At 54.9% G+C, this 22,559-nt stretch carries 21 protein-coding genes; 11 read left to right on the top strand and 10 right to left on the bottom strand.

Annotated features, from left to right (window positions below):
- Positions 1-58 precede the first annotated feature (58 nt).
- Both B9K09_RS18070 and B9K09_RS18065 read left to right on the top strand, forming a co-directional pair.
- Positions 59-619 carry a response regulator transcription factor gene (locus B9K09_RS18070; RefSeq protein ID WP_087518125.1) on the top strand — a complete coding sequence of 187 codons (561 nt, stop codon included), beginning with the start codon at positions 59-61 and terminating at the stop codon, positions 617-619.
- Between the two features lie 218 nt (positions 620-837).
- Entirely contained in the window at positions 838-1,779 is a 942-nt protein-coding gene (locus tag B9K09_RS18065) for an AEC family transporter (RefSeq protein ID WP_087518124.1), read from the top strand.
- Here B9K09_RS18065 and B9K09_RS18060 read toward each other — a convergent pair.
- The 7 genes from B9K09_RS18060 to gatC form a co-directional block, all read right to left on the bottom strand.
- Positions 1,736-2,416 carry a CatB-related O-acetyltransferase gene (locus tag B9K09_RS18060; protein WP_087518123.1) on the bottom strand — a complete coding sequence of 227 codons (681 nt, stop codon included), beginning with the start codon at positions 2,414-2,416 and terminating at the stop codon, positions 1,736-1,738. The two genes, B9K09_RS18065 and B9K09_RS18060, sit on opposite strands and share 44 nt — an antisense overlap.
- Positions 2,417-2,622: 206 nt before the next feature.
- Positions 2,623-3,003: a carboxymuconolactone decarboxylase family protein gene (locus tag B9K09_RS18055; RefSeq protein WP_087518122.1), complete on the bottom strand. Its 381-nt coding sequence runs from the start codon at positions 3,001-3,003 to the stop codon at positions 2,623-2,625.
- Between the two features lie 14 nt (positions 3,004-3,017).
- Positions 3,018-4,109 carry a calcium/sodium antiporter gene (locus B9K09_RS18050; protein WP_087518121.1) on the bottom strand — a complete coding sequence of 364 codons (1,092 nt, stop codon included), beginning with the start codon at positions 4,107-4,109 and terminating at the stop codon, positions 3,018-3,020.
- A gap of 100 nt (positions 4,110-4,209) precedes the next feature.
- The gene (locus B9K09_RS18045) at positions 4,210-4,602 is read right to left on the bottom strand and encodes a septal ring lytic transglycosylase RlpA family protein (RefSeq protein ID WP_087519155.1); all 393 of its coding nucleotides are present in this window, start codon (positions 4,600-4,602) and stop codon (positions 4,210-4,212) included.
- 211 nt (positions 4,603-4,813) lie between these two features.
- On the bottom strand, positions 4,814-6,259 hold the full coding sequence (gene gatB / locus B9K09_RS18040) for an Asp-tRNA(Asn)/Glu-tRNA(Gln) amidotransferase subunit GatB (protein ID WP_087518120.1): 1,446 nt from the start codon (positions 6,257-6,259) through the stop codon (positions 4,814-4,816).
- 11 nt (positions 6,260-6,270) lie between these two features.
- Positions 6,271-7,722: an Asp-tRNA(Asn)/Glu-tRNA(Gln) amidotransferase subunit GatA gene (gene gatA / locus B9K09_RS18035; RefSeq protein ID WP_087518119.1), complete on the bottom strand. Its 1,452-nt coding sequence runs from the start codon at positions 7,720-7,722 to the stop codon at positions 6,271-6,273.
- Positions 7,723-7,737: 15 nt separating this feature from the next.
- Complete coding sequence (gene gatC, locus B9K09_RS18030) at positions 7,738-8,025, bottom strand: Asp-tRNA(Asn)/Glu-tRNA(Gln) amidotransferase subunit GatC (protein WP_087518118.1); 288 nt, start codon at positions 8,023-8,025, stop codon at positions 7,738-7,740.
- Between the two features lie 237 nt (positions 8,026-8,262).
- Between gatC and mreB the strand changes: the two genes are divergently transcribed.
- From mreB to tldD, 8 genes are all read left to right on the top strand, one after another.
- Positions 8,263-9,300, top strand: coding sequence for a rod shape-determining protein MreB (mreB, locus tag B9K09_RS18025; protein WP_010489781.1), 1,038 nt, complete (start codon positions 8,263-8,265; stop codon positions 9,298-9,300).
- Between the two features lie 123 nt (positions 9,301-9,423).
- Entirely contained in the window at positions 9,424-10,374 is a 951-nt protein-coding gene (gene mreC / locus B9K09_RS18020; RefSeq protein WP_371917415.1) for a rod shape-determining protein MreC, read from the top strand.
- Positions 10,371-10,859, top strand: coding sequence for a rod shape-determining protein MreD (mreD, locus tag B9K09_RS18015; RefSeq protein WP_087518116.1), 489 nt, complete (start codon positions 10,371-10,373; stop codon positions 10,857-10,859). The genes mreC and mreD overlap by 4 nt, the downstream gene beginning before the upstream one ends.
- A gap of 44 nt (positions 10,860-10,903) precedes the next feature.
- Positions 10,904-11,503, top strand: a complete 600-nt coding sequence (locus B9K09_RS18010) for a nucleoside triphosphate pyrophosphatase (protein ID WP_087518115.1) — start codon at positions 10,904-10,906, stop codon at positions 11,501-11,503.
- A 67-nt stretch (positions 11,504-11,570) separates the two neighbouring features.
- On the top strand, positions 11,571-13,028 hold the full coding sequence (gene rng, locus B9K09_RS18005) for a ribonuclease G (RefSeq protein ID WP_087518114.1): 1,458 nt from the start codon (positions 11,571-11,573) through the stop codon (positions 13,026-13,028).
- Between the two features lie 31 nt (positions 13,029-13,059).
- Positions 13,060-16,884, top strand: coding sequence for a YhdP family protein (locus tag B9K09_RS18000; RefSeq protein ID WP_087518113.1), 3,825 nt, complete (start codon positions 13,060-13,062; stop codon positions 16,882-16,884).
- Positions 16,885-16,977: 93 nt separating this feature from the next.
- Positions 16,978-17,826 carry a carbon-nitrogen hydrolase family protein gene (locus B9K09_RS17995; RefSeq protein ID WP_087518112.1) on the top strand — a complete coding sequence of 283 codons (849 nt, stop codon included), beginning with the start codon at positions 16,978-16,980 and terminating at the stop codon, positions 17,824-17,826.
- A 2-nt stretch (positions 17,827-17,828) separates the two neighbouring features.
- Entirely contained in the window at positions 17,829-19,271 is a 1,443-nt protein-coding gene (gene tldD, locus B9K09_RS17990) for a metalloprotease TldD (protein WP_087518111.1), read from the top strand.
- An 80-nt stretch (positions 19,272-19,351) separates the two neighbouring features.
- Here tldD and yjgA read toward each other — a convergent pair whose 3' ends face one another.
- Entirely contained in the window at positions 19,352-19,870 is a 519-nt protein-coding gene (gene yjgA / locus B9K09_RS17985; protein ID WP_087518110.1) for a ribosome biogenesis factor YjgA, read from the bottom strand.
- Between the two features lie 108 nt (positions 19,871-19,978).
- On the opposite strand from yjgA, the gene pmbA reads away from it, so the two are divergent.
- Complete coding sequence (gene pmbA, locus B9K09_RS17980; protein WP_087518109.1) at positions 19,979-21,325, top strand: metalloprotease PmbA; 1,347 nt, start codon at positions 19,979-19,981, stop codon at positions 21,323-21,325.
- 91 nt (positions 21,326-21,416) lie between these two features.
- Here pmbA and B9K09_RS17975 read toward each other — a convergent pair whose 3' ends face one another.
- Together B9K09_RS17975 and rapZ are read right to left on the bottom strand one after the other, a co-directional pair.
- Positions 21,417-21,689 carry an HPr family phosphocarrier protein gene (locus tag B9K09_RS17975; RefSeq protein ID WP_087518108.1) on the bottom strand — a complete coding sequence of 91 codons (273 nt, stop codon included), beginning with the start codon at positions 21,687-21,689 and terminating at the stop codon, positions 21,417-21,419.
- A gap of 12 nt (positions 21,690-21,701) precedes the next feature.
- Complete coding sequence (gene rapZ / locus B9K09_RS17970) at positions 21,702-22,559, bottom strand: RNase adapter RapZ (RefSeq protein WP_087518107.1); 858 nt, start codon at positions 22,557-22,559, stop codon at positions 21,702-21,704.

Here is a 22,559-nt window from a genome sequence, read left to right as displayed (position 1 = left end):
GGGCTGCCCCAGTAATATCTAGCGCAGTAGTTTTTCAGAGGTTCCCAAGGAGTTAAGCATGTCTGAAGAAGCACTATTTGAGGGCGACGAGCAGCCGCATTTGTTGCTGGTCGATGATGATCCAACCTTTACCCGGGTTATGGCGCGGGCAATGAGCCGTCGTGGCCTGCGTGTATCGACCGCCGGCTCTGCTGAAGAGGGCTTGTTGCTGGCTGAGCAGGATTTGCCGGAGTACGCGGTAGTTGATCTGAAAATGGACGGTGATTCTGGCTTGGTGCTTCTGCCCAAGCTGCTCGAGCTCGATGCTGAGATGCGCGTGGTAATCCTCACCGGTTATTCGAGTATTGCCACCGCTGTAGAGGCAATCAAGCGCGGTGCCTGCAACTATCTGTGCAAGCCTGCGGATGCCGATGATGTGCTGGCCGCGTTGCTGACTCAGCATGCTGACCTTGACAGTCTGGTGCCAGAAAACCCGATGTCGGTAGATCGTCTGCAGTGGGAGCATATTCAGCGCGTACTGGCTGAACACGAAGGCAATATCTCGGCGACTGCTCGTGCGTTAGGCATGCATCGACGGACTTTGCAGCGTAAATTACAGAAGCGTCCGGTACGCCGTTAAAGGAGCCTTGGGATTGCGCTCCAATCGGCGTGTTTAACTGCCTTGTTCGTTTGAGTGCGGTCGCTTTTATCGGTTCGTCAGCAAAGTGGTTCAAACCTTTTAGTAGCAAGCTTGCTATGATTGTTAGCAGGCTACGAATTCGTCTGATTTTCTTGGTATTCACCAGCAACTTGCAGATCAATAAGTACCTGGCTACCTAGATTTGCTCAGAGGCTGCTGTGTTCGAAATCGTTCTGCAAACCATCAGTATTACCGCCCCCGTATTCGCCATGCTCTTTCTCGGTGTGGTGCTCAAGCGTTTGCGCTGGATCGACGATAGTTTTATTGGTACGGCATCCGAGTTGGTGTTTCGCGGCACCATGCCGACCTTGTTATTTCTCGGTATCGTCAACGCCGACATGAGTCAGGCATTCAAGCCTGGGCTGATTATCTACTTTGTGCTCGCCACCATAGTGACGTTCAGTGTTGCCTGGGGCTGGGCGATTTTTCGCTGCCCAGAGATCGAGCGTGGTATCTACACCCAAGGCGCGTTTCGCGGTAATAACGGCATTGTTGGTCTAGCCCTGGCGACCAGCATGTATGGCGACTATGGCTTGGCGATAGGCAGCGTGCTCGCGGGGGTGGTGATCTTTTGCTACAACATCCTCTCGGTGCTGGTGCTGGCGATTTATAGCCCCGGCGCCAAAACTGATCCATGGACGCTGTGCAAAAGTATTCTGACTAACCCGCTCATTATTGGTGTGGCATTGGCGCTGCCGTTTGCCTATTGGCAGATAAAGCTGCCTCAGTGGCTATTAGCGTCAGCCGAGTATTTTGCCCATATGACCCTGCCTCTGGCGTTGATCTGTATCGGCGGCACGCTATCGTTGGCATCCATGCGCCAGAGCAGTGATGTTGCTATTGGCTCAAGCTTGATGAAGCTGGTGTGGTTACCCATTTTGGCAACGCTTGGCGCGTGGTTATGTGGTTTTCGCGACGCCGACCTGGCGGTGCTGTTTCTCTACTTCGCCAGCCCAACGGCGGCGGCGAGTTATGTCATGGCCCGCGCCGCCAACGGCAACCATGAGCTGGCTGCTGCAATTATTGTGATGACCACGCTCGGGGCGGTGGTTTCAATCAACGTTGGCCTGCTGCTGTTGAAGTTGGTGGGTTGGATCTAGGCTTTGATGTTGCTCCGACCTGTTTGCGTTCAGCGATATAGCGGCTGAAGGCATCGAAGTCACTGGTGCAGAGGAGCGGGGCGATGCTCCTGATTTCTTCAGCAGGCCAGTCCCACCAAGCGGACTCTTGCAGCATCAGCCGAATGGGTTCTTCAAAGCGCCAGCGGATCAGGCGTGCAGGGTTGCCCCCAACCATGGCGTAGGCCGGAACGTCTTTGGTGACAACGGCGCCCGCAGCGACTACCGCGCCATCGCCAATGGTCACGCCAGAAAGAATCATGGCTTTTGAGCAGATCCAGCAATCATTGCCGATGATGACATCACCATTGCTGCCGGTTGCGTCTTTGATATGGGCAAGCTCTTCCATCTGCAACGGGAATGGGTAACTGGTGATCCAGTCGGTACGGTGGCGGCCACCCAGATAGATCTCAACGTCACCGGCAATCGAGGTATATGCACCAACATGCAGTTTGGTGCCCTCATTCCAGTCATGCACTTTGGGTTTGCCGTAAGTGCCATCGCCAAACGTGTAGTGCGGGTAACGCTCGCGCAGTTTCAGGGTGTTGCGATACAGTTTTGGCGTATTGCGGATACGTTTTCTGGCGCTGCGATTAAGGCATTTCCTTAAGAATTTCATTTATACACCCCGTCCATAGGATCTACATTATCCCGCTACGTAATAGGAATATTACGATAGTGCGATATCCGTGCTTATCTGATGCTGATTGTATATTGCTGTGCAGTGCGCCAGCAAAAGGTTCAGGTGACACGCTATTTCAACAACTGCATAAACTAAAAAGCCGGGCAATTAGCCCGGCTTTTTAGTACCCGATCACTCCGGGTTCAGCTTTTTTGCTGATACTCGTCAATGATTTCCTGGGCTGCGCGAAACGCATCGATTGCAGCTGGAGCCCCCGCGTAAGCCGCGCAGTGCAGCAGAGTTTCACGGATTTCTTCAACTGTGCAGCCGTTGTTCAACGCGCCGCGCACGTGGCCTTTAAGCTCTTGCGGGCATTTCAGCGCGGTGAGTGCTGCGAGGGTGATCAGGCTACGGGTTTTGCGTTCCAGGCCTTCCCGGTTCCAAACCCCGCCCCAGGCGTGCTCGTTGAGGTAATCCTGCAGCGGTTGAGTAAACGCTGTGGTATTGCCCAAGGCGCGATCGACATAAGCATCGCCCATGACTTCGCGACGTACTTGTTCGCCGTCTAAAGGTGTTTTGCTCATGCTTTGCTCCCTGTTCAATTCAGTCGCTGTTTTTGCCAGCTACGCACGGTGACAACGATCAAGGTGATTACTGTCAGTGGAATAACATAGCCGATCATTGCGTGGCCGAAGGTTTCAACAATCGGGCGCCCGGTGGCAAACAGCACCAGATACAGGGTGTAGGCACCGTAGTAGGCCAGGAACAGCAAGCCTTCCCAGCGGTTGATCCGGTAGCCGGTGAAGAAGATTGGCAGGCAGGCGACTGCGACGGCAATCATCACCGGGAAGTCGAACGCCAATGCGTTGGGCGACACCGAAATAGGGCTTGGAGCAACCAGTGCGGCCAAACCAAGCACGCTGAGCAGGTTGAACAGGTTACTGCCGACAATGTTACCCACGGCAATATCGCGCTCGCCTTTGAACGCTGCAAGGACCGACGTCGCCAGCTCTGGTAACGATGTACCGATGGCAATCACCGTCAGGCCGATTACCAGTTCTGACAGGCCTAATGCACGGGCCAGTGTCACTGCGCCTTCAACCAGGAAATGCGAGCCGCCGACCAGCAGCACTAAGCCAACAATGATCAGCAACAGGTTGATCAGCCATGCATTTGGCTTAACCGGTTGGTCGAGGCCAAACTCGGCTGCAAATTCATCGTCCGCTTCCGCGGCACCTTGTTTGCGGCTGCTGCGCACCAGAAAGAAGGTGTAAGCGACGATGCCGGTGAACAAGATTGCACCGTCAATGCGGCTTAGATTGCCGTCATAGGCGAGGCCAAAGGTTAACAGGCTGGCACCGATCATTAACGGTACATCCAAGCGAATTAGCTGGCGCGAAACAATCAGCGGTGCAATCAACGCAGTGGCACCAAGTACCAGCAATACGTTAGCGATGTTGCTGCCGACCACGTTACCGATAGCCAGGTCGCCGCTGCCGCTGACCGCCGACTGCACGCTGACTGCGGTTTCCGGGGCGCTGGTGCCGAAGGCGACTACCGTGAGGCCGATAACCAGCGGTGGAATACCGAATTGCGCTGCCAGCTTGGCTGCGCCGCGCACCAATACTTCGGCGCCAGCAACCAATAGCACCAGACCGGCAATTAAATAAACAAATGTCAGTAACGTCATACGGGGCTCCAGAAAGATGCGGCTAGTTTAGCCAGCCGCAGATTTGGCGCTATAAATAATTCGGGTGATTGGTAACCAGTTTTTACCCGTTGCAGCTTCGCTACGGACGCAAAAGCTTGATGCTTACCGGGGCGACGCCAGCACGGATCATATCGAGCTGCTCTGCAGCTTTTTTCGATACATCGATAATCCGTCCACGCACAAATGGGCCGCGGTCATTAATACGCACCACCACGGTTTTATCATTGCGTAAGTTGGTCACCAATACACGGCTGCCGAAGGGCAGCGTGCGGTGCGCTGCGGTTAGTGCGTTCTGGTCGAAGCGCTCGCCGTTAGCGGTTTTCTTGCCATGATGCTTGGCGCCGTAATATGAGGCGTTGCCAGTTGCACTGTAACCCGTGCCAACAGCCGCAGCGCCAGTACTGTCAGGGGTTTTGCTGGCGCAACCAGCCAGTAGGCTGAGCAAGCCGAGCAGTAACAGCGAACGTTGCATACGGGCTCCGAAAAAATCGTAGGGTGTGGCAATGCGCAGTTTGTCCACGATGCGCAGCTCAAATAGCCATGTGCAGCTCAAATATCAAAGCGTGCATTTTCTTACGAGTCGCGTCGGTTTTAACTGCCAGCAGCCACTCAGGGCGGATGAAGAAAAGCCTCATCTGCCCTACAAGTCGGGGCACTAACTTGTAGGGCAGTGCGATGACTTGTTAGCCTTCGAGCTTCTTCTTCAGCAGTTCGTTCACTTGTTGTGGGTTGGCTTTGCCTTTTGAGGCTTTCATGGCCTGACCGACAAAGAAGCCGAACATCTTGCCGCGCTTGGCTTCTTCCGCTGCGCGGTACTGTTCAACCTGTTCAGCGTTGGCAGCGAGCACCTCATCAAGCATCGCTTCGATTGCACCGCTGTCAGTCACTTGCTTGAGGCCTTTGGCTTCGATGACCTGATCGGCAGAGCCTTCACCGGCGGCCATGGCTTCAAAGACCATCTTGGCGATTTTGCCGGAGATGGTGTTGTCTTTGATGCGCAGGATCATGCCGCCCAGTTGCTCGGCGCTGACCGGGGACTGCTCGATATCGAGGTTGTCTTTGTTGAGCAGGCTGGAAAGCTCGCCCATTACCCAGTTGGCGGCGAGTTTGGCGTCGCCACAGGTTTTCTCAACGGCTTCGAAGTAGTCGGCCATTTCCCGGCTTGAAGCCAAGACGTTGGCGTCGTATGCCGATAAACCAAACTGCGCCTCGAAACGTTCGCGCTTTTGCACTGGCAACTCAGGCAAGGTCGAACGTAGTTCATCAAGGTAGCTTTGTTCGATCACCACCGGCAGCAGATCAGGGCAGGGGAAGTAACGGTAGTCGTTCGCTTCTTCTTTGCTACGCATCGAGCGGGTCTGGTCTTTGTTTGGGTCGTACAGGCGTGTTTCCTGAACAACTTTGCCACCATCTTCGATCAGCTCAATCTGGCGCTGAACTTCGTGGTTGATCGCCTTTTCGATGAAGCGGAACGAGTTGACGTTCTTGATCTCGGCGCGAGTGCCGTATTCAGCCTGGCCTTTTGGCCGCACCGATACGTTGCAGTCGCAGCGCAGTGAACCCTCAGCCATGTTGCCGTCACAAATGCCGAGGTAGCGCACCAGTGCATGAATCGATTTGACGTAGGCAACGGCTTCCTTGGCGCTGCGAATGTCCGGCTCAGAGACGATTTCCAGCAACGGCGTACCGGCGCGGTTGAGGTCGATACCGCTCATGCCCTGGAAGTCTTCGTGCAGGCTTTTGCCAGCGTCCTCTTCAAGGTGCGCACGGGTGATGCCGATGCGCTTGACGGTGCCGTCTTCCAGGGTGATATCCAGGTGGCCGATGCCGACGATCGGGTCATCCATCTGGCTGGTCTGGTAGCCTTTTGGCAGGTCCGGGTAGAAGTAGTTTTTGCGCGCAAAAATATTGCGCGGAGCGATATGAGCATCAATCGCCAGGCCAAACATACACGCCATACGCACGGCTTCAGCATTGAGAACCGGCAGCGTGCCGGGCATGCCGAGGTCAACCAGGCTGGCTTGGGTGTTAGGCTCGGCGCCAAACGTGGTGGCGCTGGCCGAGAAGATTTTCGACTGAGTCGCGAGCTGTGCGTGAATTTCCAGCCCGATCACGGTTTCCCATTGCATCTGAGTGATCCTTAAAATCCGGCTGGCACGCGAGTGTGCCAATCAGTGACTTGTTGATATTGGTGCGCCACGTTGAGCAGGCGACCTTCCTGAAAGTACGGCGCCAACAGTTGCACGCCGACCGGCAAACCATCGACGAAGCCAGCAGGCATCGACAAGCCAGGAATACCGGCAAGGTTGGCGGTGATGGTGTAGATGTCTTCAAGGTAGGCAGCGACCGGGTCGTTGCTCTTCTCGCCAAGTTTCCACGCCGGGTTTGGTGTGGTTGGGCCAAGGATTACATCGACATCATTGAATGCAGCCACGAAGTCGTTCTTGATCAGGCGGCGGATCTGCTGGGCCTTGATGTAGTACGCATCGTAATAACCGGCAGACAGGGCATAGGCACCGACCATGATCCGGCGTTTAACTTCTGCGCCGAAGCCTTCACCGCGTGAGCGCTTGTAAAGGTCTTCAAGGTTGACCGGGTTTTCGCAGCGGTAACCAAAACGCACGCCATCGAAGCGTGACAGGTTGGATGATGCTTCAGCCGGAGCGATGACGTAATAAGCGGCTATCGCGTTCTGGGCATTGGGCAGGCTGATGTCTTTAACCGTGGCACCAAGGGATTTCAGTTGTTCAACCACAGCCATCACCGCATCGGCGATTCGGCTGTCGAGGCCAGTGCTGAAATACTCTTTTGGCAGGCCAATGCGCAAGCCGGTCAACGGTTTGCCCAGCGCGGCGAGGTAGTCATCAACCGGTTGATCGACACTGGTCGAGTCTTTCGGATCGAAGCCAGCCATGGCTTGCAGCATCAAGGCGCAGTCTTCAGCGGTGCGGGCCAATGGGCCGCCCTGATCAAGACTGGACGCATAGGCGATCATGCCCCAGCGCGAGACGCGACCATAGGTCGGCTTGATCCCGGTGAGGTTGGTCAGCGCGGCCGGTTGGCGAATCGAGCCGCCAGTATCGGTGCCGGTGGCAGCAGGCAGCAGGCGCGCAGCCACAGCCGCCGCTGAACCGCCAGACGAACCGCCTGGGACACGTTCAAGATTCCACGGGTTTTTCACTGCGCCGTAGTGGCTGGACTCGTTGGCCGAACCCATGGCGAACTCGTCCATGTTCAGCTTGCCCAGCGTTACCGCGCCAGCTGACGCCAGCTTCTCGACCACGGTGGCGTTATACGGTGCTTTAAAGTTGTCGAGCATCTTCGAGCCGCAACTGGTGCGAATGTCGAGGGTGCAGAACAAATCTTTATGGCCGATAGGTGCGCCAAGCAAAGCGCCAGTCTCGCCAGCTGCACGGCGTGCGTCAGCCGCTTTAGCCTGTTGCAACGCGAGGTCTTCAGTGACGCTGATGAAGCTATTTAGTTGCGGGTCGAGTTGCTGAATGCGCGCCAATAGGTTGCGCGTCAGTTCTTCGGATGAGAATGTTTTGTCGGCGAGTCCGCGGGCGATCTCGGCCAGAGTCATTGGGTGCATACTAGGCTCTTTCCCTTACTCGATAACTTTTGGAACAAGATAAAGTCCGCTTTCGACAGCCGGTGCGATAGCTTGGTAGTCGTCGCGGTGATTTGTTTCAGTCACTTCGTCGGCTCGCAGGCGCTGCGTTGCCTCCAAGGGGTGAGCCAAAGGTTCGATACCGCTGGTATCTACCGACTGCATGTGGTCAATTAGACCGAGGATGTTGTTGAGTGTCTCGGTAGTTTGTGGGATTTCGCTGTCATTCAGGCCTAATCGGGCCAGATGGGCGATTTTTTCCACTTCGGAGCGTTCAAGCGCCATTGGATTTCCCTGTGTTAAGCCGCCGTAAAGTAGGCAGCCTGAAAGTGTGATTGAGTCGTCATGCATGCGATATGCAGGGAACGTATTTCGCAAACTAGCGGTCAAAGGCCGCGATGGTGGGCCAGAAGCCCGGAAAAACAGGCAATCTAACACATTGGTGCCTTGCTCAAAATCCCTTCCATTGTTAGAGTTTGCCGCACTTTTTTTACCCACGCGTTTCCTAGGGTCCTATATCCCATGTTCAAAAAACTGCGTGGCATGTTTTCCAGCGATCTTTCTATTGACCTGGGCACTGCCAATACCCTTATTTATGTTCGCGAGCGCGGAATTGTTCTCAATGAACCTTCCGTCGTAGCTATCCGTACCCACGGTAATCAGAAGAGCGTCGTTGCTGTCGGTACCGAGGCCAAGCGCATGCTCGGTCGTACGCCGGGCAATATTGCCGCTATTCGGCCGATGAAAGACGGCGTTATTGCCGACTTTAGCGTCTGTGAAAAGATGCTGCAGTACTTCATCAACAAAGTTCACGAAAACAGCTTCCTGCAACCCAGCCCACGGGTTTTGATCTGTGTGCCGTGCAAGTCGACCCAGGTTGAGCGTCGTGCCATCCGTGAGTCAGCGATTGGTGCCGGTGCCCGTGAAGTGTTTCTGATCGAAGAGCCAATGGCTGCTGCGATCGGCGCGGGTCTGCCAGTTGAAGAGGCGCGCGGTTCGATGGTTGTGGATATCGGTGGTGGTACCACTGAAATCGCCCTGATCTCGTTGAACGGTGTGGTTTACGCTGAGTCGGTACGTGTCGGTGGTGACCGTTTCGACGAAGCCATCATCACGTATGTACGTCGCAACTACGGCAGCCTGATCGGTGAATCGACGGCTGAGCGCATCAAGCAAGAAATCGGCACCGCTTATGCGGGTGGCGAAGTACGCGAAGTCGATGTTCGTGGTCGCAACCTGGCAGAAGGCGTGCCGCGTAGTTTCACGCTGAACTCCAACGAAGTGCTTGAAGCGCTGCAAGAGTCGCTGGCGACTATCGTCCAGGCGGTTAAAAGCGCGCTCGAGCAGTCACCGCCAGAGTTGGCTTCTGATATTGCTGAGCGTGGCCTGGTGCTTACCGGTGGTGGCGCTCTGTTGCGTGACCTCGACAAGTTGCTGGCCCAGGAAACCGGGCTGCCGGTGATTGTTGCCGAAGATCCGCTCACTTGTGTTGCGCGTGGCGGCGGTAAAGCGTTAGATATGATGGACCGTCACACCATGGACTTGCTATCCACGGAGTAGACCTTCCGTTTTAAACAAAAGCTGCAAGGCGGGCCTCAGGCTCACTTGCAGCTTTTTGTTAATGTCTGATGCTACGAGGACCCGCCTATTAAACCGCTATTTGCCAAAGGACCTTCGCTCGGTGTGCGCCTGCTGGTGCTGGCCGTCCTTTCGGCTGCCTTGATGGTGGTGGATGCGCGTTTTGATGTGCTCAAGCCTATGCGTAGCCAATTGGGCGTGATTGTCGAGCCGGTTTATTGGCTGGGCAGCTTGCCCGTGACGCTCTGGGAAAACACCACCCAGGAGCTAAGTTCGCGCACTGAGTTAGTCGCCGAAAACGAAAAGCTCAAGACTGAACGCCTGTTGATGCAGCGCCGCTTGCAAAAGCTCGCGGCTCTGACCGAACAGAACGTGCGGTTGCGCGAGCTGCTTAACTCGGCGGCGTTGGTTGATGACGATGTGCTCGCCACCGAGCTGATCGGCATTGATCCTAACCCGTTCACCCATCGCATTTTGATTGATAAAGGCTCGAAAGACGGTGTGGTGATCGGGCAGCCTGTGCTTGATGCGCGCGGTCTGATGGGGCAGGTGGTTGAGGTCATGCCGTATTCGGCGCGAGTGTTGCTGCTCACCGATACCAACCACAGTATTCCCGTTCAAGTGAACCGCAACGGCTTGCGTGCAATTGCCAGTGGCACCGGTAATCCTGAGCGCCTTGAGTTGCGCCATGTTGCTGATACAGCTGATATCAAAGAGGGCGACCTGTTGGTCAGTTCGGGTTTGGGTCAGCGTTTTCCGGCCGGTTATCCAGTGGCAACGGTGTCACAGGTGATCCATGATTCGGGTCAGCCGTTTGCGATTGTCAGGGCTATTCCGACTGCTAATCTCAACCGTAGCCGCTACATGTTGCTGGTGTTTACCGACCCGCGCTCGCCAGAGCAGCGCGCAACTGAGTCGGCTCAGGCGCAAGAGGCCGAAGACCTCCAGTCGATGCCTCCAGTTACGCCTGCCGAAGGCGAATCAACTGAAGCACCAGCTGCTGCGCCACCACCCTCGTCAACACCGCCGCAGCCACAGCAAGGAGCACAGCAATGAGTGGTGTTCGTGCACAGAATACGTGGGTTGTCTGGCTGAGTTTGATGTTCGCGCTGTTGCTCAGCGTTTCCAGTTTGCCAGACTTTATGGAAATTGGTCGGCCTCTCTGGCTCGCGCTAGTCCTGACTTACTGGGTGCTGGCGCTACCGCACCGTGTCGGCATGGCAACCGCTTGGATTTTCGGCCTGTTAGCGGATGTTCTCAATGGCTCGTTGCTCGGTCAGAATGCGCTGATCCTTAGCCTGATCACCTTTTTGGTATTAAGCCTGCATCAGCGCTTGCGCATGTTTCCGATGTGGCAGCAGAGCTTGGTGTTGATGGTTGTGTTTGGCTTGGCTCAGTTAGTCCAGTTATGGCTGAACGCGTTAACCGGTAGCCGTCCGCCAACCCTTACGTTTATTCTTCCAGCGGTTGTCAGTGTGCTGCTTTGGCCGTGGGTCAGCGTCATCCTGCGCAGCATTCAACAGCGTCTAGGCGTCAATTAAGTAGGCATTTGCCTGGCATCAACATTCGATAGGGAGAACTCTGCATGGCCACTTTGTATCTGGCTTCAGGTTCGTCGCGCCGGCGGGAGCTGCTTACGCAGATCGGTGTGCCCTTTATCACGCAAGTCTGCCCAATCGATGAAACTGTGTTGCCTGATGAGCAGCCAAGCTTCTATGTAGAGCGCTTGGCTCGGGCGAAGGCGCAGGCGGTGTTTGACCAGCTTGAGTCGCCAGCTGAGACGGTTGTGCTCGGCTCTGATACGGCGGTGGTTCTCGACGGCAAGATCCTTGGTAAGCCAGCTGACCGGAGCGAAGCGCTGGCGACCTTGCGCGCGCTGTCAGGGCGTGAACATCAAGTGTTGACTGCGGTGGCGTTGGTCGCGCGCGATAAAAGCAGAGCGGCGGTGGTGACAAGTCAGGTAACCTTTAGATGCATTTCAGATGCCGAGGCACAGGCATACTGGGCCAGCGGTGAACCGCAGGATAAAGCAGGCAGTTACGGTATTCAGGGTTTGGCGGCAGTGTTCGTCAGCCAATTGCAGGGCAGCTATTCGGCAGTGGTGGGTTTACCCCTGTGCGAAACAGCTGAGTTACTCGCAGAATTTGCAATTCCGTGCTGGCAATCGTTGCCAGTCCACACTTAAGGAAGTTGTAGGTCACGGGCGAGCGGGCTCCCCGAGTTTGCAGCTTCATCTCAAAAGAGATGGACGCATGAGTGAAGAAATCCTGATCAACATCACGCCGATGGAATCGCGCGTGGCAGTAGTCGAAAATGGAGTGTTGCAGGAAGTCCATGTCGAGCGCACACAGCGCCGCGGGATTGTCGGCAATATCTACAAAGGCAAAGTCGTTCGCGTATTGCCTGGAATGCAGGCAGCTTTTGTCGATATTGGCCTCGAGCGCGCTGCCTTTATTCATGCATCAGAAATCTCCAGTCGCGAAGGCGCTGCTGTCGAAACCATCAGCGCTCTGGTGCACGAAGGGCAGAGCCTGGTGGTGCAGGTCACTAAAGACCCGATTGCCAGTAAAGGTGCGCGGCTGACGACGCAGCTGTCGCTGCCATCGCGCTATCTTGTTTACATGCCGCGCACCAGCCACGTTGGTATCTCGCTGAAGATCGAAGATGAGGCTGAGCGTGAGCGCCTCAAGCAAGTGGTGGCTGATTGCGTAGGTGCCGAAGGCAGTGAAGAAACCGGTGGCTTCATTTTGCGCACGGCTGCTGAAGGCGCGGGTGCGGATGAAATCCTGGTGGATATCCGTTATGTGCGCCGTTTGTGGGGGCAAATCGCTGGGCAGATGAAGTCCGCGTCTTCGCCCTCGGTGATCTACGAAGACCTTAGTTTAGCTTTGCGTACATTGCGTGACTTGGTCAGTCCGCGTACTGAGAAAATCCGAGTCGATTCGCGTGAGACTTTTCAGAAGATCACTCACTTTGTCAGTGAGCTGATGCCGGAAATTTCTGACCGCCTTGAGCATTATCCGGGCGAGCGACCGATTTTTGATCTGTACGGCGTTGAAGATGAGATCCAGAAAGCCCTCGATCGCAAGGTTCCGCTGAAATCCGGTGGCTACCTGGTGGTTGATCCGGCTGAGGCGATGAGTACCATTGACGTCAATACTGGCGCATTCGTTGGCCATCGCACGCTCGAAGAAACCATTTTCAAAACCAACCTTGAAGCCGCTACGGCAATTGCCCGGCAGCTGCGCTTGCGCAACCTCGGTGGGATTATCATCATCGACTTTATCGACATGGAAGATGAAGAGCATCAGCGTCAGGTTTTGCGCACTTTGGAAAAACAATTAGAGCGTGATCACGCAAAGACCAATATCATTGGTATTACCGAATTGGGTCTGGTGCAAATGACCCGCAAGCGTACACGCGAGAGCCTTGAGCAAGTGCTCTGCGAACCTTGTGCTTGTTGTCAGGGACGCGGCAAGTTGAAAACCCCGGAAACCACCTGTTATGAAATTTTCCGGGAAATATTGCGTGAAGCAAGAGCCTATCAGCCAGAGGGATACAGGGTGTTGGCCAATCAAAAAGTAGTAGACCGTCTGCTCGATGAAGAGTCAGGCAATGTTGCAGACCTAGAGGCCTTTATTGGCCGCACCATTAAGTTTCAAGTGGAGACCATGTACTCCCAGGAACAATACGATGTGGTGCTGTTGTGACGTACACCCTCACCGAACAGGTTTGAGTTAGTTGGCACGCTCAGGCGGCTGGTTGGCAACGGTTCTGCGCTGGAGCCTGGGGTTCTGTGCGCTGGTATTAATCGTCACGGCGCTGCTGGTCAGTCTCGGCCGGCAGCTCACGCCATTAATTGCTGAATACCGTATACAGGCTGAAGATCAAGCGCAGGCAGCGTTGGGCTTGCCCGTGTCGATCGGGTCGCTTGAGGGCAGCTGGCATGGGTTAGCTCCCGAATTGATCGCCCATGACGTGACCTTGGGTGATGGTGCTGATGCTATGCGCCTTGATCAAGTTCGCCTGATTCCCGACTTGATAGCCAGCGCAATGGCCATGCAGCCAAGGGCTGAACTCTTGGCGATTGATGGCTTGCAACTCAGTGTGACGCAGAACGATGCCGGTGAGTGGCGCGTTGAAGGTTTGCCAAAACCACAAGACAGTACTGCGATTGATGTCGAGAAGCTGCTTGAACAGTTGAAAATGGTGCGCCATCTTTCTCTGCTCAACAGTCAGGTGACCCTCGAAGCCTATAATCAGCCTGCACACACATTGCGTTATGTGAACCTGACTCTGGGTTTCGCCGGTGGTCGTCAACGCCTTGATGGACGCTTGCAGTTACCTGATGGCAAGCCGCTGGCGTTGCAGGTGCGCTCGCAAATGAACGTCAAAAAATGGCGCGACTTGCAGGCTGATGTCTATCTTCAATTGCCTGAAACAGATTGGGCCAGTTGGCTGCCTAAAACGCTCACCCGCGACTGGTCATTGGACCATCTGCAGGTTGGTGGGCAATTCTGGTTGTCGTGGGCTGACGGTGCTCTCCGGCGTGCTGTAACGCAAATTAAAGCGTCCAAGCTCGAAGGTCACTACGCGCAACGTAAGCCTGCGAGCCTGACTGATGTGGTGCTCAACAGTTATTTTGAGCGTGATGCCGATGGCCTGACTGCACAGGTATCCAACTTCACTGCACGCGCCAATGAACAGCAAATTGGCCCGTTAAACTTTACCCTGCAGCAGCATGCCAAACAGGCCGACGTTACCGAGACATGGGCGCTAAGTGTTGATCGCCTGGACGTTGCACCTTTACTGCCGCTGGTGACGTCACTGGCGCCGGTTTCCGACAAAACCATTGCCGCAATTGGCACGCTGAACCCTCGCGGAGCCCTGACTAACGCCACCCTGCGTTTTCATCCTGAAGCCGAGGGCGATAAACGCGTGGAGTTTGCCACCAATACCGATGGGATCAGCTTTTCTGCGTACGATCATGTGCCCGGTATTGAAAATATTACGGGTAGCGTCACTGGTGACTTGGGCTCAGGCACGATTTTGCTTGATGCCAAAGAGTTCTCCCTTGATTTGGCGACGTTGTTTCCCAAAGCCTGGCTGTATCACACCGCGCGTGGCCAGGTAGATTGGCGGATCAACGAGCAAGGTCTGACCCTGCGTAGCCCCTATGTACAAGCCACGGGCGATGAAGGCAAAGCGGCTGCTGATTTTCTGATTCGTCTGAGTGGTGATCCTGAGGTTGAGGATTACATGGACTTGCGTGTCGGCATTACTGAGGGTGACGCACGCTTCACTGAAAAATACTTGCCGACCCGGGTCCCCGAGTTCAGTCCGCAGCTCGCGGATTGGCTGAAGACTTCGATCAAGGCCGGTGCTGTTGATCAAGGTTATTTCCAGTTTCAGGGCTCGCTCAACAAAGGCTCCAGCAAGGCTTCACATAGTATTAGCCTGTACTTCGCCGTGCATGATGCTGTGCTTGCCTACCAGCCGGGTTGGCCCGAACTGAAAGGTGCGCGCGGTGAAGTTCTAATCGAAGATGATCAGGTGCGCATCCGTGTCCCGCAGGGTCAAGTGCTGAACAGCACGGTGAAAAACGTCAATGTAACCATCCCACTTGAAGACCCGGATACGCCTCCACATCTGCTGTTGACCGCTGATCTTGAGAGTAGTGTTGGCGATGCGCTGAAAGTCCTCAAGGAAGCGCCGATCGGCACGGCGGAGATCTTTTCTGGCTGGCAGGGCAAAGGTGATTTGGTCGGCGCGCTGGACCTAGATATCCCGCTGCAAAAAGGCACACCTAGGGTGATTGTGGATTTCACCGCAAAGGATGCAGACGTTAAAATTGCCAATCCTAAACTCGATCTCAGTCATGTCTCCGGTGCATTCCGCTATGACACGGCCAAGGGCTTGAGTGCGCCGAGCATCCAAGCACAGTTGCTCGGTCATAAAGCCAAAGGCAAGGCCATTGCTCAAGCCGTTGATGGTCGTGCAACGAGCCTGATTGAGGCGCAAGGGCAAGTTCCGCTGCAGGCGCTGACTCAGTGGCTGGCGGTGACTCAGCCGATACCTGCAAAGGGCAATGTGCCGTACCGAATGCGCCTGAAAATTGATGATGCGCAAAGCAATTTGCAAATTGACTCTGAACTCAAAGGCTTGGCAATTGACCTGCCAGCACCTTTCGGCAAGGCCGCGAATGATCAGCGCAACACGACTCTCGAGTTGGGGCTCGGTGGTGAACAGCGCAGTTATAAGCTGCGTTATGCAAACATGCTGAGCTTCAACGGCGTCTCTCCAGCCGCTGATATTCTCCAAGGGCGTGGCGAGTTGCGTTTGGGGAGTGGAGTGGCGCAACTGCCGACACAGAAGGGCTATCGTCTGCGCGGTTCGGTTGCGGAGTTGAACCTGGCTGATTGGCAGCAGGCGGTCAGCCCGTATACAAGCTCATCCAAGGGTGCAGATTTACAGGCTTTCAACGATGCGCAGCTGAATATTGGCCGCTTTGTCGGGTTTGGTAAAACTGTCAATGACGTTACCGTGGGCGTGCGTCGCTCTGGTCCTGCCTGGGCATTGTCTGTTGACAGCTCACTCGCCAAAGGCAATATCGTATTTCCGGATGCCTCATCCCGGCCAATTAGCGCAGACCTTGCCTATATCCGCTTACCAAAGCCTGAGCAAACGGCTGCGGCCGCAACTGAAGCACCTGATCCGCTGGCGGATATCGATCCGCACAACGTCCCCTCGATTGATTTCAAAGTGGCTGACATAAAGCTCGGCGAACAGTCGCTGGGCCCTTCATCGTTGAAAGCCCGTGCGGTAGCCAATGGTGTTGCATTCAGTGATTTGAATATCAATCTTGCGGGTTTAAGGGTGACTGGCAATGCAGGCTGGGAAGGCGAAGCAGGTCGCTCCAGGAGCTGGTACAAAGGCCGGTTTGAGGGTGAGGACCTGGAAGATGTATTGCTGGCTTGGGGCTTTGCTCCGACTGCTACCAGCGAGCGCTTTCGTCTTGATGTAGATGGCTCTTGGCCTGGCTCTGCGCTGAATGTCAGTCTGGCACGATTCAGTGGCAATATGGACGCTTCTTTGCGTAAGGGCCAGTTTGTTGAAGTGAAAGGTTCTGCTTCGGCGTTGCGGGTGTTCGGTCTGCTCAATTTCAACTCGATTGGGCGTCGCTTGCGTTTGGACTTCTCTGACCTGTTGGGTGAAGGGCTGAGTTATGACCGTGTAAAAGGTAATTTGCAGGCGACCAATGGTGTCTATTTAACCCAACGGCCGATCACCCTAAAAGGCCCTTCAAGTGACCTTGAGCTCAATGGCACCCTGAATATGGTCGATGAAACTATTGACGCTAAATTACTGGTGACACTGCCAGTGACTAACAACTTGCCTATCGCCGCGCTGATTGTAGGGGCGCCGGCCATTGGCGGTGCATTGTTTGTTGTTGACAAGTTGCTGGGCGATCACTTTGCGCGCTTTGCCAGTGTCCAGTACGACGTCAAAGGCCCGATCCAGTCACCTAAGATCGACTTTGATAAACCCTTTGAAAAACCCAGGTAAGTACAAAACCCAGGTAAGTGCATTGCTCGGCCTGCCAGGATGTTGAGAGGGGCGTAGACTGACGGGTATTAGGTTATTGCTGTAGGAAAGAACATGAACCTCTCAGTTATTCAAATGGTGAGCCAGGATGATGTTCTAGCTAACCTGCAGCAAGCGCGCAATTTGCTTGAAAGCGCCGCCGAGCAAGGCGCTAGCCTTGCTGTCCTGCCTGAAAATTTTGCTGCAATGGGTCGCCGCGATTACCGCCAAATCGGTCGTGAAGAGGCAATGGGGCACGGACCGATACTGCCATGGTTGAAACAGGCCGCCCGTGACCTCAAGTTATGGATAGTCGCTGGCACAATTCCATTACCCGCGGCGGGTCACCCAGATGCTAAACCAAATGCGTGCTCGCTTTTGATTGATGCTGATGGTGAGCTAGCAGCGCGTTACGATAAATTGCACCTGTTTGATGTTGATGTCGCTGACAGCCGTGGGCGCTATCGTGAGTCGGATGACTATGAATTTGGCAGCAAGGTGGTGGTCGCAGATACGCCCGTTGGGCGTCTTGGTTTGACCGTTTGCTACGATCTGCGGTTTCCTGAGTTGTATAGCGCTTTACGTGAGGCGGGTGCGCAGTTGATCAGCGCGCCGTCGGCGTTTACCGCCGTGACCGGCGCCGCGCATTGGCAGGTGCTGATTCGGGCGCGTGCCATCGAGACGCAATGTTACGTCTTGGCTGCCGCGCAAGGTGGTCTCCACCCCGGCGGTCGTGAGACACACGGCCACTCAGCAATTGTTGATCCATGGGGACGCATTTGCCTGAGCCAGGCCCAAGGCAGCGAGGCGCTGGTAGCGCCGCTAGATGTCGCAGAACAGGCCTTGATCCGCCAACAAATGCCGGTAATGCGGCATAAACGATTTTTTGCAGCGGCCGAACCGCGGCTGCCAGGTTTGGAGTAGTTATGAGTGAGATGCTGATGTCGGTGAGCGATCACCTGTTGGGCCCAGGCGGTCTGACTATCGATAGTTTACCCGGCGTTCTAGGCGAGTTAGCTGGGCCGGGGATTGATGCGGCCGACTTGTACTTTCAAAGTCAGGTGTCTGAAACTTGGGTGCTTGAAGATGGCATCGTCAAAGAAGGCAGTTTCAACCTTGATCAAGGTGTCGGCGTGCGCGCTCAGTCCGGTGAGAAGACCGGCTTTGCCTACAGCAATGCGATTACCGCTAAGGCATTGAGTCAAGCCGCTGCCGCCGCACGTTCGATTGCTCGGGCTGGACAAAACGGCTGCGTCCGAGCTTTTAGCAGCCCAGAGATTACCGCGCTGTATGCGCCAAATAATCCACTTGATGTGATGGACCGTGCGGAAAAGGTTGAACTGCTCAAGCAGGTTGACCAAGCGACGCGTGCGCTCGATTCGAGAATCAAGCAAGTCACTGTTAGCCTGGCTGGCGTGTGGGATCGGGTTATGGTCGCTTCAACCGATGGTGGGCTTGGGGCTGATATTCGTCCGCTGGTGCGTTTTAACGTCAGCGTCATCGTTGAGCAAAATGGTCGCCGTGAGCGTGGTGGCCATGGCGGTGGCGGACGCACCGATTACCGTTACTTTCTTAACGAAGACCGCGCCATGGGCTATGCCCGTGAAGCGTTGCGTCAGGCGCTGGTCAACCTTGAAGCGATTCCGGCACCGGCAGGCAGTATGCCGGTGGTGATGGGCGCTGGCTGGTCGGGTGTGCTGTTGCATGAGGCGGTTGGTCACGGTCTTGAAGGTGACTTCAACCGCAAAGGCAGTTCTGCATACAGCGGCCGTATGGGTGAGAAAGTTGCTTCGAGTCTGTGCACCATTGTTGATGATGGAACCTTGGCTGAGCGGCGTGGTTCGTTGAGCATGGACGATGAAGGCACGCCAACGCAGTGCACCACATTGATCGAAAATGGCGTTCTCAAAGGTTATATGCAGGACAAGCTCAATGCCCGACTGATGGGCGTTCGGCCAACTGGTAATGGGCGTCGTGAGTCTTATGCGCACCTCCCAATGCCGCGCATGACCAATACATACATGCTGGCAGGTGAGAGCGACCCGGAAGAGATTATTCGATCGGTGAAGAAGGGGATCTACTGCGCCAACCTCGGTGGCGGACAGGTCGACATCACCAGCGGCAAGTTTGTCTTCTCAACCAGCGAAGCCTATTTGATTGAAGACGGCAAAATTACTGCGCCAGTCAAGGGGGCAACCTTGATCGGGAATGGCCCAGAGGCCATGAGCAAGGTGTCGATGGTGGGCAATGATCTGGCGCTGGACAGCGGTGTCGGCACCTGCGGCAAAGATGGCCAGTCGGTTCCGGTGGGTGTGGGTCAGCCAACTTTGAAAATAGATGCAATTACCGTCGGCGGTACAGGTAGTTAACGCAAGAAACTGCAAAGACACACCAATCACCTACGGGGAAGTGGGTCTCTTTGCAGTTTCTAGGTGTGGGCTTTCGAGGGTTAACGCAGGCCGCGTTTGCTCTCGTCTAGCTCACGGATGTATTTGAAGATTTTACGCGAGGCCGCTGGCGCTTTGTTTTGCGCTGCTTCATGTTGGCCTTGGCGAATTAGCTGACGTAAGTGTTGGCGATCGGCTTCAGGGTATTCACTGACGAAGCTTTCAAGGGTTTCGTCGTTGCCGTTAAGTAAACGGTCGCGCCAACGCTCAAGGGCGTGGAAGCGTTCGTTGTATTGACGGGTTGAGGCGTCAAGTTGATCGAGTAGGGTCAGAATCGCATCAGTGTCCTGATCGCGCATTAACCGGCCGATAAACTGGGCGTGACGTTTTTTCGCCGAATTAGCTGTGTGCCGAGAGGCTTCAGCCAGCGCAGTACGCAGCTCTTCGGTGAGTGGTAATTTGTTTAGCAGGTCAGGCTTTAGAGCAGCCAGACGTTGACCGAGGTCTTGCAATGCATGCAGCTCGCGTTTGACCTGGGTTTTGCTTTTCTCTTCGGAGAAGTCGTCAAGGTATTCAGACATGGGGGCGATCCAGTGGAAAACGCCGTCATGATAGCAGTTAGTTCTTAGTTGTAAGCGGTTGGGCCCGACAGGGTGCAGCTCACAGCGAAAATATTTTCAGGAGTAGGTATGAGTTCAGTAGAAGTTGTCGGCCCACAAATGGTCCCGCAGTTACAGGCTCAGGTGGAGCAGATTATCGCTGAAGCCAAAAGGCAGGGTGCCAGTGCCTGTGAAGTCGCGGTCTCTGTTGAGCAAGGTTTGTCGACTACAGTGCGTCAGCGTGAAGTTGAAACTGTTGAGTTCAATCGCGATCAAGGCTTTGGCATCACCCTCTATCTCGGTCAGCGGAAAGGTTCAGCAAGTACCTCGGCGACAGGGGATGCGGCTATTCGTGAAACGGTTGCGGCAGCGCTGGCGATTGCCAAACACGCCTCGGAAGATGAAAGTGCGGGCCTTGCAGACGCTGCACTGATGGCACGAGATCTACCTGATCTGGATCTATACCATGCGTGGTCGATAACTCCAGAGCAGTCGATTGAGCATGCTCTACGCTGCGAAGCTGCTGCATTCGACGCCGACAAACGTATCAAAAACGCCGATGGCACTTCCTTGAGCACGCATCAGGGGTGCAGGGTCTATGGTAATAGCAATGGATTCGTCGGTGGTTATGCGAGTACCCGGCACAGTTTGAGCTGCGTGATGATCGCCGAGGATAACGGCCTTATGCAGCGTGACTATTGGTATGACGTTAATCGGCAGGGTGAGTTGCTGACCAGCCCCGAAGATATTGGTGCACGTGCAGCCATGCGCGCTGTGAGCCGTCTTGGTGCCCGGCCAGTGCCTACCTGTGAAGTGCCGGTATTGTTTGCTGCTGAGTTGGCCACAGGCCTGTTCAGCAGTTTCTTGGGTGCGATCTCGGGCGGCAGTATTTACCGTAAATCCTCATTCCTGGAAGGCACAATCGGTCAGCAGCTTTTCCCTGAGTGGTTAAGCCTCGATGAGCGTCCGCATATTCCACGGGCAATGGCCAGTGCGGCATTCGATGGTGACGGCTTGGCAACCTACGCCAAATCCTTTGTTGAAAACGGCGAGTTGCTGTCTTATGTGCTGGGTACTTATTCCGGGCGAAAATTAGGCATGCCAAGCACCGCTAACGCGGGCGGCGTACATAATCTGTTTGTTACCCATGGCGCTGAAGATCAGCAAGCACTGATCAAGCGCATGGGGCGTGGCCTGCTGGTGACTGAGCTAATGGGGCACGGCCTGAACATGGTGACCGGTGATTACTCTCGCGGCGCTGGCGGTTACTGGATCGAAAACGGCGAGATCCAATTTCCGGTTCAGGAAGTCACCATTGCTGGCAATATGCGCGATATGTTCAAGCAGATTGTTGCTGTTGGTAATGATCTGGAGCTGCGCAGCAGTATTCGTACCGGCTCTGTCTTGATTGAGCGTATGACTGTTGCAGGTAGCTGATAACCAATAGCTAAGCACTAAAAAGGGAGCTTAATTGCTCCCTTTTTTCATCTTGCGAGCCTTTTGATAGCTCAAGTATTGGCTCAGAGCGCTACTCGCCCTCATCAAAGAAGTTGTTGATCAGTTCGATGATTGCTTCCAGCGCTTGCTCGTCTTGTTCACCTTCAGTTAACAGGTGAACTGTGGAGCCTTTGCCGGCTGCGAGCATCATGACCGACATGATGCTTTTACCGTCAACCAGACTTTGCGGGGTGCGGCCGACTTTAATGCTGCAAGGGTAGCGTGTGGCAACGCCGACAAATTTAGCCGCTGCCCGCGCATGCAAGCCTAGCTTGTTGATAATGGTTACTTCACAGGCGGGCATCGCGGCGATTCCTTAATTGAGGTCGCGGTGGCGAGTCTGGACGTTTTTGAACTGAGCTTTGAGGGCTTTGCCCAACCGGTTGGCGATATACACCGAGCGATGATGACCGCCTGTGCAGCCAATAGCGACAGTGACATAGGCACGATTGCTGGCAGCGAAGCGTGGCAGCCATTTGCTCAGGTAAGCATGGATGTCTTGATACATCTCCTGAACATCCGCCTGGTTGTCTAAATAGTCAGAGACGGGTTGTTCCAGGCCAGAAAAGTTGCGCAACTCGGGACGCCAGTATGGGTTGGGCAGGCAACGCACATCAAACACCACGTCCGCATCTACTGGCATGCCGCGTTTGAAGCCAAACGACTCAACCAGAAATGCAGTGCCTGGGTCTGGCTTGTTGAGCAAGCGCAGGGCGAGGGTATCGCGTAGCTGGTAGAGATTGAGGTGAGTGGTGTCGATCTTCAAGTCGGCCAGGTCGATGATAGGCTCCAGTAGTAGAGCTTCATCGGTAATGGCTTCTGCCAACGAGCGGTTGTCGTTGGTCAGCGGATGGCGCCGACGTGTTTCGGAGAAGCGTTTGAGCAGGGTTTCTTCGTTTGCATCCAGATACAGCAGGTCGCATTGAACATTGCGCGCCCGCACTTGCTCAAGCAGCTCTGGAAACATGTTCAAGTCGCTTGGCAAGTTGCGTGCGTCAATGGACACAGCAACATTTGGGCGAACTGAATCTTCCTGCTGAAATGCTCGCTCAGCTAGCTGTGGCAACAAGCTGGCTGGCAAGTTATCGATGCAGTAAAAGCCGTTGTCTTCAAGTACATCAAGCGCCGTACTTTTACCTGATCCAGAACGACCGCTGACAATAATCAAGCGCAT

The organism is Pseudomonas sp. M30-35, assembly GCF_002163625.1.
Classification (GTDB): domain Bacteria; phylum Pseudomonadota; class Gammaproteobacteria; order Pseudomonadales; family Pseudomonadaceae; genus Aquipseudomonas.
The sequence above is the reverse complement of the archived record's forward strand: the minus strand, read 5'-3'. Positions and strand labels throughout refer to the sequence as shown.

What these genes read in the sequence shown, in the direction of transcription:
- B9K09_RS18070 (WP_087518125.1), top strand. Translation starts at nt 59, where the DNA reads ATGTCTGAAGAAGCACTATTTGAGGGCGACGAGCAGCCGCATTTGTTG.
- B9K09_RS18060 (WP_087518123.1), bottom strand. Translation starts at nt 2,416, where the DNA reads ATGAAATTCTTAAGGAAATGCCTTAATCGCAGCGCCAGAAAACGTATC.
- B9K09_RS18055 (WP_087518122.1), bottom strand. Translation starts at nt 3,003, where the DNA reads ATGAGCAAAACACCTTTAGACGGCGAACAAGTACGTCGCGAAGTCATG.
- B9K09_RS18050 (WP_087518121.1), bottom strand. Translation starts at nt 4,109, where the DNA reads ATGACGTTACTGACATTTGTTTATTTAATTGCCGGTCTGGTGCTATTG.
- B9K09_RS18045 (WP_087519155.1), bottom strand. Translation starts at nt 4,602, where the DNA reads ATGCAACGTTCGCTGTTACTGCTCGGCTTGCTCAGCCTACTGGCTGGT.
- gatB (WP_087518120.1), bottom strand. Translation starts at nt 6,259, where the DNA reads ATGCAATGGGAAACCGTGATCGGGCTGGAAATTCACGCACAGCTCGCG.
- gatA (WP_087518119.1), bottom strand. Translation starts at nt 7,722, where the DNA reads ATGCACCCAATGACTCTGGCCGAGATCGCCCGCGGACTCGCCGACAAA.
- gatC (WP_087518118.1), bottom strand. Translation starts at nt 8,025, where the DNA reads ATGGCGCTTGAACGCTCCGAAGTGGAAAAAATCGCCCATCTGGCCCGA.
- mreB (WP_010489781.1), top strand. Translation starts at nt 8,263, where the DNA reads ATGTTCAAAAAACTGCGTGGCATGTTTTCCAGCGATCTTTCTATTGAC.
- mreD (WP_087518116.1), top strand. Translation starts at nt 10,371, where the DNA reads ATGAGTGGTGTTCGTGCACAGAATACGTGGGTTGTCTGGCTGAGTTTG.
- B9K09_RS18010 (WP_087518115.1), top strand. Translation starts at nt 10,904, where the DNA reads ATGGCCACTTTGTATCTGGCTTCAGGTTCGTCGCGCCGGCGGGAGCTG.
- rng (WP_087518114.1), top strand. Translation starts at nt 11,571, where the DNA reads ATGAGTGAAGAAATCCTGATCAACATCACGCCGATGGAATCGCGCGTG.
- B9K09_RS17995 (WP_087518112.1), top strand. Translation starts at nt 16,978, where the DNA reads ATGAACCTCTCAGTTATTCAAATGGTGAGCCAGGATGATGTTCTAGCT.
- tldD (WP_087518111.1), top strand. Translation starts at nt 17,829, where the DNA reads ATGAGTGAGATGCTGATGTCGGTGAGCGATCACCTGTTGGGCCCAGGC.
- yjgA (WP_087518110.1), bottom strand. Translation starts at nt 19,870, where the DNA reads ATGTCTGAATACCTTGACGACTTCTCCGAAGAGAAAAGCAAAACCCAG.
- pmbA (WP_087518109.1), top strand. Translation starts at nt 19,979, where the DNA reads ATGAGTTCAGTAGAAGTTGTCGGCCCACAAATGGTCCCGCAGTTACAG.
- B9K09_RS17975 (WP_087518108.1), bottom strand. Translation starts at nt 21,689, where the DNA reads ATGCCCGCCTGTGAAGTAACCATTATCAACAAGCTAGGCTTGCATGCG.
- rapZ (WP_087518107.1), bottom strand. Translation starts at nt 22,559, where the DNA reads ATGCGCTTGATTATTGTCAGCGGTCGTTCTGGATCAGGTAAAAGTACG.